This window comes from Massilia sp. Root351, from assembly GCF_001425045.1.
Classification (GTDB): domain Bacteria; phylum Pseudomonadota; class Gammaproteobacteria; order Burkholderiales; family Burkholderiaceae_D; genus Rugamonas.
In genome coordinates, this window is sequence record NZ_LMDJ01000001.1 from 193,633 (window position 1) to 206,367 (window position 12,735).

The 12,735-nt window shown below is 66.0% G+C and carries 9 protein-coding genes and 1 tRNA gene; 6 read left to right on the forward strand and 4 right to left on the reverse strand.

The features are described 5' to 3' along the window. Positions 1 to 9: 9 nt before the first annotated feature. Entirely contained in the window at positions 10 to 1,641 is a 1,632-nt protein-coding gene (locus ASD15_RS00890) for a tetratricopeptide repeat protein (protein WP_057152789.1), read from the forward strand. Between the two features lie 20 nt (positions 1,642 to 1,661). Here the strand turns inward: ASD15_RS00890 and ASD15_RS00895 are convergent, their stop codons facing one another. After that, positions 1,662 to 2,897 (reverse strand): dienelactone hydrolase family protein, encoded by a 1,236-nt coding sequence (locus tag ASD15_RS00895; protein ID WP_057152790.1) that lies wholly within the window; start codon positions 2,895 to 2,897, stop codon positions 1,662 to 1,664. A gap of 80 nt (positions 2,898 to 2,977) precedes the next feature. Here ASD15_RS00895 and ASD15_RS00900 point away from each other — a divergent pair, with 80 nt between their 5' ends. Both ASD15_RS00900 and ASD15_RS00905 read left to right on the forward strand, forming a co-directional pair. Beyond that, positions 2,978 to 4,006, forward strand: coding sequence for a TraB/GumN family protein (locus ASD15_RS00900; RefSeq protein WP_057152791.1), 1,029 nt, complete (start codon positions 2,978 to 2,980; stop codon positions 4,004 to 4,006). Positions 4,007 to 4,104: 98 nt separating this feature from the next. Continuing rightward, positions 4,105 to 5,565 carry a hypothetical protein gene (locus tag ASD15_RS00905; RefSeq protein WP_057152792.1) on the forward strand — a complete coding sequence of 487 codons (1,461 nt, stop codon included), beginning with the start codon at positions 4,105 to 4,107 and terminating at the stop codon, positions 5,563 to 5,565. Positions 5,566 to 5,625: 60 nt separating this feature from the next. Here ASD15_RS00905 and ASD15_RS00910 read toward each other — a convergent pair whose 3' ends face one another. Then, positions 5,626 to 7,287 (reverse strand): methyl-accepting chemotaxis protein, encoded by a 1,662-nt coding sequence (locus ASD15_RS00910; RefSeq protein ID WP_057153613.1) that lies wholly within the window; start codon positions 7,285 to 7,287, stop codon positions 5,626 to 5,628. A 103-nt stretch (positions 7,288 to 7,390) separates the two neighbouring features. Then, positions 7,391 to 8,683: a M20/M25/M40 family metallo-hydrolase gene (locus ASD15_RS00915; RefSeq protein WP_157200781.1), complete on the reverse strand. Its 1,293-nt coding sequence runs from the start codon at positions 8,681 to 8,683 to the stop codon at positions 7,391 to 7,393. Between the two features lie 146 nt (positions 8,684 to 8,829). Here ASD15_RS00915 and ASD15_RS00920 point away from each other — a divergent pair, with 146 nt between their 5' ends. The 3 genes from ASD15_RS00920 to ASD15_RS00930 all read left to right on the forward strand — a co-directional run bounded on the left by ASD15_RS00920 (position 8,830) and on the right by ASD15_RS00930 (position 11,158). Continuing rightward, positions 8,830 to 9,987 carry a sugar-transfer associated ATP-grasp domain-containing protein gene (locus ASD15_RS00920; RefSeq protein WP_057152793.1) on the forward strand — a complete coding sequence of 386 codons (1,158 nt, stop codon included), beginning with the start codon at positions 8,830 to 8,832 and terminating at the stop codon, positions 9,985 to 9,987. Between the two features lie 86 nt (positions 9,988 to 10,073). Then, positions 10,074 to 11,030 carry an alpha/beta fold hydrolase gene (locus tag ASD15_RS00925; RefSeq protein WP_082551457.1) on the forward strand — a complete coding sequence of 319 codons (957 nt, stop codon included), beginning with the start codon at positions 10,074 to 10,076 and terminating at the stop codon, positions 11,028 to 11,030. Between the two features lie 54 nt (positions 11,031 to 11,084). Beyond that, positions 11,085 to 11,158 (forward strand) — tRNA-Gly (locus ASD15_RS00930). A gap of 73 nt (positions 11,159 to 11,231) precedes the next feature. Here ASD15_RS00930 and ASD15_RS00935 read toward each other — a convergent pair. Next, entirely contained in the window at positions 11,232 to 12,716 is a 1,485-nt protein-coding gene (locus ASD15_RS00935) for a DUF4214 domain-containing protein (protein ID WP_057152794.1), read from the reverse strand. Positions 12,717 to 12,735 lie beyond the last annotated feature (19 nt).

The window sequence follows — 12,735 nt, forward strand, 5'->3', positions numbered from 1 at the left end:
GAACCGGCCATGCAGAAATTTTCCGCCTCGGAAGCGCACGCCCCTGGCGCCGGCACCGGGCCGGAGAACTACACCGCCGAATTCCTGCGTGTGAAAGACCTGGCCGAGCGCGGCGTGGCCAACGCCCAGCACAGCCTGGGCTTCATGTACTTCAACGGCCAGGGCGTGGAACAGAGCTATGAGCTGGCCGTGGCCTGGTACCGCCAGGCCGCCAACGCGGGCCTGGAGCACGCGCAGTACAACCTGGGCGTGATGTGCCAGAAAGGGCAGGGCCTCAAGCAGGACCTGGCCGAGGCGGCGCGCTGGTACCAGCTGTCGGCCGAGCAGGGCTACGCCGCTGCGCAATACAACCTGGGCTGGATGTACGCCAAGGGCCATGGCCTGCAGCAGGATACGCAGCAGGCCATGCACTGGTTCAGCAAGGCCGCCGAGCAGGGCGACGCGGGTGCGCAGAACAACCTGGGCATGATGTACGACACCGGCAAGGGCGTGCCGCAGGACTTCAGGCAGGCCATCGCCTGGTACCGCAAGGCGGCCGAGCAGGGCTACGCGCGCGCCCAGTTCAATCTCGGCCTGCGCTATGACAACGGGCAGGGCGTGGCCAAGGACGTGAACCAGGCCATGTCCTGGTACCGCAAGGCCGCCAAGCAGGGCTACGCGCCGGCGCAGTTCAACCTGGCGCTGCGCTACGACAAGGGCGACGGCGTGCCGCAGGACACCCAGCAGGCCATCCAGTGGTACCGCTGCGCGGCCGAGCAGGATCACGCCAGTTCGCAGTTCAACCTGGGCCTGATCTACGACAATGGCGGCGGCAGCGGAGCTGGCGAGCCTGTCCCGCGCGACGAGCAGAAGGCGCTGCACTGGTACCGCAAGGCCGCCGCGCTGGGCCATGCCGCTGCGCAGAACAACCTCGGTCTGCGCTACGACCATGGCCAGGGCGTGCCGCAGGACTACGAACAGGCGCAGCACTGGTACCGCATGGCCGCCGAACAGGGCTACGCCGCCGCGCAATACCATCTTGGCCTGCTGTACGACAATGGCCACGGCGTGGTGCAGGATGTGCAGGAAGCCGTGTTCTGGTACCGCAAGGCAGCCGACCAGGGCCACCTGCGCGCGCAGTTCGACCTCGGCCTGCGCTATGAAACGGGACGCGGCGTGCCGCAGGACGGGCGCAAGGCCATCGCCTGGTACCGCAAGGCGGCCGAGCAGGATTACGCGGCGGCGCAGTACAGCCTGGGCCAGCTGCTCGACAGCGACGACAGCCCGGCGCCGGACAGCGTGCAGGCCGGCCTGTGGTACCGCAAGGCGGCCGAGCAGGGCCACGCGCTGGCGCAGTTCGCGCTGGCGCTGCGCTACGACACCGGGCACGGGCTGCTGCGCGACTACGGCGAGGCGCTGGCCTGGTATCAGAAGGCGGCCGCGCAGGGGCATGCGCGCGCGCAGTTCAACGTGGGATTGATGTATTACAGCGGGCAGGGCACCGCGCCGGACATGGCGCAGGCATGGCTATGGCTGTCGATGGCCGATCGCGGCGGCGTCAGCGCCGCCGCGCGCTATCTGCAAAACGCCGCCGGCCGCATGGACCCGCCCCAGCTGGCGCTGCTGCGCGAGCGCGTCGAGCTGTTGCCAGCACCGGCCTAGGCGCAGGCGGCTCCTGCGGGCTAGCGCGGAGCGCGTAACCCGCCATCGCCCGGCGCGCGTCCGAACTGCTTCTCCAGCCAGTCAAACGCATCATCCTGCTCCTGTTGCGGAAACACGTGCCCGCCCGGCAGCATGCGCGCCTCGAATTTGTCCTGTGCGCCCCAGGCCCGCCACACCTTCTCCATCTTGCCGAACGCCTGCTGCACCGACGCGGCGGGGAACAGCCTGTCCTGCGCGCCAGCGAAGAACATCGCCGGCTTGGGCGCGGCCAGGCTGGCCACGTCCGGAAAATCCATGTGCCGCAGCAGGCCGGGATGCAGCATATTCCAGGCCGAACTCCCGCGCAGCTGGTTATTCCCCGGCACCATCAAGCCCTCCGTGGTGGCCATCCAGTTGGCCGCCACCACGGCCGTCACCGCGTCCGACAGCGCCGCCACCTGCCAGGCCCGGAACGCGCCCATGGAAAAGCCTATCGCCGCCACCCTGCGCGCATCCACCTCCGGCCGCGAGGCCAGGAAGGCCGCCGCGCGCGCGTCCTCGGCGGCCATGATGCCGGCCAGCGAACTGCCCAGGTTGAAGGCGTTGGCGGCCAGCGCCTGCTGCGTGTCGCCCGTCAGCGGCCCCCGGTCGCCCCAGCCCAGCGCGTCCACCGCCAGCACCACGTAGCCGCGCCTGGCCAGCGCGTCGCCCGGATAGCGGCCGGAGAAGTGCTTGTCGGCCCAGGCCTGCGAGGACGCCAGGCGCGCCTTGTCCTGTTCCGAATCCTGCGGCGTGTCGCCCCAGGGCCGGATGGCCTTCTCCTTGCCGATGTCGAACTTGCCGCCATGGTCGTGCAGCATCAGCGCGGCGGGGAATGGTCCGGCGCCCTTCGGCACCAGCATCAGCGCACGCACGCGGCTCTCGGCGCTCAGGTTGAACACCACCTGGCGCGCCACGTAGCTGCCCCGGTCGGTCTCGGCGATCGCCTGCGGCTGGAAGGGCGTGTTGTCGGGCGCCTGCAGGGTGAGTTCCCACAGTTTGGCGCGGCCGGTGCTGCGCCAGGCCGGCAAGTCTTTCACCTGCGGCGACCAGGCCATGGGAAAGGCCAGCTTGGCCTTCAGCGCCTGCTGGAACACCGGCATGTTGTCGGCCACGCCGGCGCGCTGGTAGTCTTGCTGGTGATCGTGCTGGAGCGCCTGCTGGTCCTGCGCCGCGGCCGGCAGCGCCAGGCCTGCCGCCAGCAGCACGGCGCTCAGATTCGGGAACGATATAGGCATATGTGTAACATCCTGAAAAATTGCCACGCAACAAATGCAAGAATAGTAACCTTGGACTTCTTTTATTGAAAGGACGTGTCATGCTGAAACAAGTGCTTCCCGTGTTGTGCCTGATTTTGCCAGCCGCTTCGGCTTGGGCGCAAACCGAAGCGACGCCGCCGGCGGTCCAAACGGAGGCTGCGGCCGGCGCCGAGGCCGAGGCCGTGCCGGAAAAAATCCTGGTGGTGGGACAGAAGCCGGGACCGGGCTTGTGGAAGGTGAGCAAGGATGGACACGTGCTGTGGGTGTTCGGCACCTATTCGCCGCTGCCCCAGAAAATGGAATGGCGTTCGCAGCAGGTTGAATCGGTGCTGTCCCAGTCGCAGGAGTACCTGACGCCGCCCGGCGCGTCGGCCAGCGTCGGCTGGCTGCGCGGCCTGACGCTGCTGCCAAGCCTGATCGGCGTGAAGAAGAATCCCGACGGCGCCACCCTGAAGGACGTGCTGCCGGCCGACGTCTACGCGCGCTGGCTGCCGCTGAAAGCCAAATACCTGGGCGACAACGACAGCATCGAGCGTGAGCGCCCCATCTTCGTTGCCGAAACCCTGTTCCGCGCCGGCATGCAGCAGGCCGGCCTGTCCAAGGGCTACGAAGTGGGCCGCAAGCTGGACGGCATCGTCAAGCAGCACAACATCAAGGTCGTCAAGACCGGCATCCAGCTGCCGACGGACGACGCCTCCGGCATGATGAAGGACTTCAAGAAGTCGCAGCTGGCCGATGTCGCCTGCTTCTCGAAGACGCTGGAACGCCTGGAAAGCGACCTTGACGCCATGCGCGTGCGCGCCAACGCGTGGGCCAAGGGCGACCTGGAAGCGATCCAGAAGTTGAGCTTCCCCGACCAGGAAACCGAATGCGGCGACGCCATGCTGAACGCCGAATTCGCCAAGAGCCGGCCCGGCTTCCAGAACGTGAAGGAAAGGATGCAGGCCGCCTGGGTGACGGCCGCCGAGAAGGCGCTGGCCACCAACAACAGCACCTTCGCCACCCTGCGCCTGGCCGACATCCTCAAGCCGGATGGCTACCTGGCCGCGCTCAAGGCCAAGGGCTACACCGTGGAAAGCCCGGACTGAGCGGCCCCGCGCAAGGCATTGCCAACGCCGCTGCGCCCCCTTAGCATAGCGCCTTCGGCGGCAACGGCGCTGCTTGAAAATAAGACAAGGGGACGTGAATGAAACGATACGGCAAGCTGGCCATCATGGTGATGGCGGCGTGGGCATGCGCGGGCGCGGGCATGCATGCACAGGCGCAGGAGGCCGCGGGCGGCGCCAGCGTCTGGGCCGGCAAGAAGTCGTCCTGGCTGGCGCTGCAGGGCGGCCAGCGCGACGAAGTGTTCCGCTTCGCCGAGCAGTACAAGCAGTACCTTGCGGTGGCGCGCAGCCCCTACACCGCCACGGCCGAAGCGATCCGCCTGGCCAAGGCGGCCGGCTTCGCCGAACTGACCCGCCCCGACCAGGTGAAACCGGGTGCGCGCCTGATCCTGCCCGCGCGCGACCGCGCCGTGGTGCTGGCGGTGGTAGGCCAGCAGCCGCTGGTGTCCGGTTCGCACGTGGTGGGCACCCACCACGACAGCCCGCACATCGCGCTCAAGGCGCGCCCGGTGAACGGCGCCGCGCGCGACGGCCTGGCCGTGTTCAACACCGTCTACTACGGCGGCATCAAGAAATACCAGTGGGCCAATGTGCCGCTGGCGCTGACCGGGCGCATCGACACCACCGACGGCCGCACCATCGCCGTCTCGATCGGCTTCGATGCGGCAGATCCGGTGTTCGCCATCGGCGACGCGGCGCCGCACGCGGACAAGGAACTGCGCAACCGCAGCTACACCGAAGTGTTCAAGGGCGAGGAACTGGACCCCGTGGCGGGCAGTATCCCTGGCGAGAAAGCCAGCGTGGTGGCCGAAGTGCTGCGCGCGCTGAAGGAGAAATACCGCATCCAGGAAGAAGACTTCGTCAGCGCCGATCTGCACCTGGTGCCTGCAACGCAGCCGCGCGACGTGGGCATAGACCGCGGCCTGGTGGGTTCCCACGGCCAGGACGACCGCCTGAGCACCTACTGCGCGCTGCGCGCCTTGCTGGACCTGGACGGCGCACCGGCGCAAACGGCCATCGCCTACCTGTCCAATTTCGAGGAAGTCGGCTCGGTCAACAATACCGGCGCATCGTCGCAGTTGCTGAACACCGCCTACGCGCGCCTGGTGAGCGGCCAGAAGGGCGCGCTGTACAGCGAGATCGATCTGCGCACGGCCTTGCGCCACGCGCAGGTGGTCAGCGCCGACACCAACGATGGCTTGTCGCCGCTGTTCCCGGAAGCGTCCGAGGCAAGCAACGCCGCCCGCATCGGTTTCGGCGTGACCATCAAGCGCTACGGCGGCGGCTTCGACGCCAACTCCGAGTACACCGCCAGGATACGCGGCATCCTCGACCAGGCGTCCATCCCGTGGCAAACCCATACGCCCAAGGTGGATGTGGGCACCGGCGGCACCATCGGCCGCTTCATGTCGCAGCAGGAGATGGAAGTGATCGACATGGGCGTGCCGCTGATTAGCATGCACTCCACCTTCGAGATGGCGAGCAAGGTGGATGTGTGGAACTTCTACCGCTTCATGAAGGCGTTCTACGCCGCCAGGTAAGCGGCGGCATCAAACCCGGATCAAGCGGTATCAAGCGGTATCAAGCGGTATCAAGTGAAATCAGGCCCGGCGCGCCATCGGCAGCGCCGCGTGCCTGGTCCGTGCCGGCACCGCCGGCGCCGCGCTGACAGCCGCTCCGGGCGAGGTTTTCCGCGCGTCCGCCTGCGGCGGCAGCTTGAACACTTCCAGCGCCTTGGCCACTGCTTGCGCCTGCGTGTCCAGCACGGCGGTGGCGGCCGAGGCTTGCTCCACCATCAGCGCGTTCTGGTGCGTTACCTCGTCCAGTTGGACGATCGCGTCCTTCACCTGGCTAATGCCGGTGCTCTGCTCGCGGGTTGAATGGCTGATGTCGCCCATGATACCGGCCACCCGGCCGATGGCCGCGATCACCGCATCCATATCCTTGCCGGCCGTGCCGGCGATGTCTGCGCCGGCCGCTATCTTGCCGGCCGAAGCGTCGATCAGCGCCTTGATGTCCTTGGCCGCCGCCGCGCTGCGCTGCGCCAGGCTGCGCACCTCGCCGGCCACCACGGCGAACCCGCGCCCGCTCTCGCCGGCGCGCGCCGCTTCCACCGCCGCATTGAGCGCCAGGATATTGGTCTGGAAAGCGATGCCGTCGATCAGGCTGACGATGTCCACGATCTGGCGCGAAGAGCTGCTGATGTCGTTCATGGCCACCACCACCTGCGCCACCGCCACGCCGGTGCGCTCGGCCAGCGCGGTCGCCTCGCTCGCCACGCCGCTGGCGGCGTTCACGTTGTCCGCCGTCTGGCTCACGGTGCCGGTGATGTGGCCCATATTGGCCGACGTCTGTTCCAGGTTGGACGCCTGCGCCTCGGTGCGCGCCGACAGGTCCGCATTGGCGCTGCGCACCTGGGTGGTGGTGCTGCGCGTGAGCGCGAAGTTGCCACGGATATCGACCAGGATGGAGGCCAGGTTCAGGTTCAGCTGGCGGATGAATGCCTGCAGCTGGCCCAGTTCATCGTGCCGGTCCACCGCCATGCGGGTGGTCAGGTCGCCGCCCGCCAGGATGCGGGTGGCGTTGATGCTGGCCTGCACCGGCGCCACGATGGCCTGGTGCAGATTGCGCCAGCCGGACAGCGCCATCAGCGCCATCAGCAGCGCCTGCAGGTGCAAGGCGCGTTCGCCATACGGCAGCACGGCATGGGCCGCCATCGCCAGCGCCAGCAGCGTCATGCCGCCGAAGCACAGCGCCAGGCGCTGCGCCAGCGTGATGTCGCGCAGCGCATTGGCCAGCTTGCGCCAGCCGCGCGCCGCAGCGGCGCCGCGCACGATGCTGATGCCGTCCGGGTTGCCGCCCTTGACGCTGCGGTACAGCTGCTCGGCGTCCTGGATCTGCTGGCGCTTGGGCTTGGTGCACACCGACATGAAGCCGGTCGCCGCGCCTTTCTCTATCACCGGCGTGACGTTGGCGATGCACCAGAAAAAGCCGCCGTCCTTGCGGCCGTATTTCACCAGCCCGCGCCACGGTTCGCCGGACAGCACGGTGCGCCACATGTCCGCGTCCACTTCCGGCGGCATGTCGGCATGGTACAGCGCATTCTGCGCGCGCCCGGCCAGCTCCTCGTCGGCAAAACCGCTGGCGTGCATGAAGGTGGAGTTGGCGTAGGTAAGGCGCCCCTTCAGATCCGTGGTGGTGACGATGGGCTTGCCGTCTTCAAGGACGGTCTCGTGGCCGGCCGCTTGCGGTGTGCTGCGCATGTGCAATCCTGTGCATGGAGTTGACGAAAGGTGGCCTGCATACTAACAGATTCAAGTGTCAACTATTTCCCAGTGGCATGGTTACAACAGTGCGTGGTTCAGCTCATTTTCTTTGTGCCGGCTTGACGCGCGCGCCGGCCAGCTGCGCCACACCGGCCAGCGTGGTTTGCGCCGCGTTCAGGCCAAGCAGGAAGTCCTTGTCCGAAAAGTTCGCGTACAGGTCGGTGGGCTGGTGCCAGTGCGGATTCCAGCCGGCGCCGATCTGTTGTCCGCGCTCGTTCTCGCGCAGCGAAATCGATGGCACCAGGTCCATGAACGGCGTGGAGTCGGTGTTGGTCATATGGAAGCCGACAGCCGCCGGGTAGTGGGTGGCGTACTTGTCGTTGGCGGCGCGGAAGGCCCAGGCCAGCTTGGCCGAGGCGTCCGCCTGTTTCGACTGCGACTGGTACTCGATGTTTACGTCCGCCTCCGCGCGCTGCTCCTTCGGCGCGGTGTACACCGGCTGGCCCTTCGCGTCCAGCACCGGCTTGCCCGCCGCGTCCAGCTTGGGCACAGGCATGCCATGGTCGAACAGCATCATGTCGTGCTGGATCATGCCCAGCCACTTCGGTTCAGGATACTTGCCCGATCCCGGCGGCGATTCCACGCCCTGCAGATGCTGGCGCTGCGCCACGTAGGCGCTGGCGCCGTTCAAGCCGGTCTCCTCGTTGTTCCACAGGATGAAGCGGATCGAGCGGTCCGTCTCCACGCCCGGTGCGCTGAAGATGCGCGCCAGCTCCATCACCAGTGCGGTGCCGGAGCCGTCGTCATTGGCCGCCTCGCCGAAGCCGATGCCGTCCATGTGCGCGCTGACGATGTACATTTCGCCCGGATGCGTGCTGCCTAGCTTTGTGCAATAGACGTTCTCGCGCAGCGAGGTGCCCAGCGGCGTCGGCTCCGCATTGATCGCGCGCAGGCGTTCGTCGGGCTGCAGCATGGGATCGTTGTTCACGCCGATGGGCGCGCGCTTGCCGAACAGCGTGCTGCCACCCTGGCCCGGCGGCCCGCCCGCGCCGCCGCCGGCCTGCACCGCAGGCTTGCCGCGCACCGCCGGTTCCGTGAACTGGTACTGCACCCGTTCGGTGTTGGTGCAGCCATAGGACTTCAGCTGCGCCTCGATCCAGTCCAGCGCCTGGCGGTTACGCTCCGTGCCCTGGCGCCTGTCGCCGAAACGGGTCAGGCTCTTGATGGTGGCCTTGTACTTTTCCAGGTCCAGCTGATTGACCAGCGCGGCGACCGGATCGGCGGACGCCGCCGGTGCTGCTGCCGGGGGCTGCGCGGCGGCGTGCGGGACGGCGAATGTGAACGACATGGCCAGCGCGGCAAGGCCGGCGTTGCGGGTGGAAATCGGCGTCATGCAAAGTCCTCGGATCGGGGGAAATACCGGCCATCATGGCAGATCCGCAAATGGAGCGCAAACCAGCGATTCAGGTTGAATTGGCGCATGTTCTCACCTACTCTGGAAGCTCGCATCCGGCCACCCTGATAGATCGGAGTGAGAACATGCTGACAAAGTACGCCGAGAGTTTGAACGAATGGCGCAGTTGGAGCGCGCTGGCCAGGCAGCAGACCGGCAAGAGTGTCATGACGCAGCTGCGCGAGATCCACGCCCTGCGCAGCATGGGCGGCCGATGCGGCATGTCCGACTACTACTGCTACAAACTGTACGACGACAGCTACCAGCTGGGGCGCGGCGCGCGCGACTACCTGGGCTGGCGGCTGGAGTCCAGCCTCGGGATGGCGCTCAATCCGCGCCACGCGGTCCTGCCGGCCTGGGACAAGCTTGCGTTCACGGCGCTGGCCGGCGCCGCAGGATTGCCCGTCGTACCGCTGCGGGCCTACTATCACAGCGCGGCGCTTGTGCCGCCGAGCCATGGCGAGCATCTGAAGACGCCAGCCGAAGTGGGCGCCTTCCTGCGCAACCCTGCCAATTTCCCGCTGTTCGCCAAGCCCGCTTTCTCGCAGCAAGGGAAGGGCGCCGAATACTTGTCTGGCTACGACCGGGAAATCGACGCGCTGCAGATCCTTGGCGGCGCCACCGTGGCGGTGGACGATTTCCTGCGCCGCCTCACCGTCAGCATCGATCCTCGCTATCACCGTCCCGAGTGCGGCTTCGTGTTCCAGTCGCCGCTGGCGCCCGCGCCGGAAATCCACGCGCTGACCCACTGGGCCGCCATCTGCGGCGTGCGCGTCATCTGCCTGAACGGACCGGAAGGCGCCAGGCCCATCGCCGCGCTGTGGAAAATCGCCGTGCCGCCCAACCACGTCGACAACTTCAGCAAGGGCAAGTACGGCAACCTGCTGGCCAGCGTCAACCTGGCCGACGGCAGCGTCACCCGCACGCTGACGGCGTTTTGGCCCAACACCTCCGTCCACCTCGCGCACCCGCTCACCGGCGCGCGGCTGGAAGGGTTCAGGGTGCCGGGCTGGGAGCAGGTGCTGGAGGCATGCCGCCAGGGCGGCGCGTGCTTCCCGCTGATGCGCATCCACCATTGGGATTTCGCCCTGACCGACAAGGGGCCGGTGATACTGGAACTGAACGACCTGGGAATGACCATCGGCCCGCAAATCCACGGACGCGGCCTGCTGACCGAAGAAATGCGCGCTTTCCTGCGGCGCCACGCCAACCTGGACGCACATCCGTGGATCAAGGCGCTGTAGCGCGCTTGCGCCGGCCCGGCTGCCAAATTGCCAAATGGCACACAAAAGCCGCGTAGAATGCAGTTTTGGCAATTCGGGATTATTTCATGACGAAAAGAAGCATAGCCGCATTCCTGTTTGCGGCCTTGGTTCCGCTGTACGCATGCCAAGCTCACAACGCGACCGCACCGGCACCGCAGGGCACTTCTGCGCTTCTGACGCCTGAAATCGGCGGAATCAAGCAAGTCGTGCAAATAACGACGGATGATCCCGGCAAACCCGTTCTCCTGTTTCTATCCGGCGGCCCCGGAAGTTCCATGATGAACAACGCCGCCTCCTACACCAATATCTTGAGAGAACGATTCACTATCGTTCAATGGGACCAGCGGGATGCCGGCAAGACCTTCAAACTGAATCCCTCACCCGTCCAGCCGAGCGTGGCGCTAATGGAACGCGATACGTTTGAAGTCATCGAGTTCCTCAGAAAAGAGCTGAAGCAGGAGAAGATCTATCTGTTGGGCAGTTCCTGGGGAAACGTCCTGGGATTCCAGATGGTCCGTAACCATGCCCATCTGCTGCACGCGTACTTCGCGGTTAACCCTGTAGTCAGCCAACTGGCAAGCGAGAAAGAATTGCTGGCGACCTTGAAGACCCACTTCGCGGAAGATTCCGTGGCGAGCGCAGAACTGGCCAAGGTCAATATCCCATTCAAGAATGACGAAGACTTGCTATACCTGAGGAAATGGCTCTTCTACAAAGAAGGTAAAAAGCAGGTAACAAGCAACGAATTCCGAACCGGCTTTCTCCATTGGTCGAAGAACTGGTCTCCGGTATGGAATGAAGTGATGAATATCGATTTGCCCAAGACCTTGGGGCGAGTTGAAATCCCCATCTACTTCTTCGTTGGCAAGAACGACATCCAGACATCCACCCGAATCACGACAGAGTATTACGAGAGACTACGGGCTCCGAAGAAGGGCCTGTTCTCATTCGAAAATTCAGGACATCAGATTCATCACGATGAGCCGGAGAAGTTTCAGCAGGCATTACTCCGGGCGTTGTAGGAATCGCTTGCGGGTTTGCCAACAGCGTGCAAACCCGCGTAGAATGCGTGGCATGCGGGTGTAGCTCAATGGTAGAGCAGAAGCTTCCCAAGCTTACGACGAGGGTTCGATCCCCTTCACCCGCTCCAGCTGCTCCGGCCACTGGCGCGCAGGCGCCGAGCCACTGCGGGCCCGCATTCGCGCCCGCTCCCATCCAGAACCTTAGCCGTACGGCGTGTAAGCGAAACCGTTGGCGATCAGGCCGGCGTTCAGCGCCTGGCTTTCCAGACTCTCCGAGAATCCAAGCATCACCTGCGCCACGCTCACGCCGGCTGCCAGTCCGTTCATCCAGAACGCCTTGCCTTCCGCGTCCGGCTGGCGGTCCAGCGTGTTGACGTACAAGCCGGTGACCAGCGTGTCCAAATTGGTGATGCTGCCATACAGGTTCAGGAACTCCGGCGTCCGGGTGAAGCTGTCGGCGATCTGTTCGAGCGAGTAGCCGTTGTCCATCGCCTGCAGCCAGAAGCCCAGGCCTCCGGCCGCCGGTGCGCGGTTGAAGGCGCTCTGGAACAGGCGGAAAATCTGGCCGGCGCTGCCGCTGGCGTCCACGTCCAGCGCCAGGCTGCTGTCGGCGAACTGGATGCGCTCCACGCCCGTCAAGGTATTGACAGCGCCGCCTGCTGCCGCACCGACGGTGTAGCCGCCGGCCACGCCCGTCACCGTGTAGGCGGCGCGGTTGCCGGCGAGGACGACGGTGTCGATGCCTTCGCCGCCGTTGACGGCGTGGCCATTGTCGCCCAGGACGATGCTGTCCCTGCCGGTGCCGGCGTTAACCGACAGCCGCGCGCCGCCGCCAGTCACGCTGATGCGGTCATTGCCGTCGCCCGCCGCCACCAGCCAGTTCGTGTTGACGATGGCCGGCAGCGACACGCTGATCACGTCATTGCCGGCAAAGTTGGCTGCGTTGGCCAGCAGCTGCTGTTCGTTGGGCACCGTGCTGCCGGTGACCGCCATCGATGCGCCGCTGATCAGGGCCGAGCTGCCGTCCACGTAGTACTGGGCATAGTCGGTGAGCGTTCCCGAGACGGTGGCGCTGGCGGTGCCCTGGCCGATGGCCGTGGCGTTGCCAGATATGTTGAAGGTGCCGGTGATGCGGCCGCCTTGTTCGAACAGCTCGGTGGTGCGGGTGAGGGTGTCCACCACGCCGGAGAAGATGTTGCCGTCGCTGACGATGGCGCCGTGCGCCTTGAGTACCGTGTTGCCGATCGTGCTGTCATAACCCGTTGCGCCGCTGGTGACCAGCTGCTGCAGCGTGAGTGTGCTGAACGTGCCGCCCTTGTTCGCCAGCAGCAGGCCGCCGCTGGCGTTGCTGGTATAGCCGAAGTTCAGCTGGCCGTCGTACACCAGGCGGTAGCTGCCCGACACGTGTTCTTCCAGCGAGCCGGCCGAGAAGTTGCCGCTGGCCGCGCCGGGATTCGTGTTGACCAGGCCAGCCAGGGTCTGGAATGCGCCGTCCGGGTAGTCCAGGTAGCCGTCCGGGCCGGCCAGCGAGCCGGTGGCGTAAGTGCTATGGGCGGCGGTGAAGTTGGCGCCGGCCGTGATGAATTTTCCGACCTCGCCGGCAAGCGAGGCGGTGGGACGCGCGGTGCGGTGGGCTTCCAGGGTGGCCAGCATGGCCTGGCTGAAATTAACGGTAACGGTAGTCATTGCGTATCTTCTTAATAAG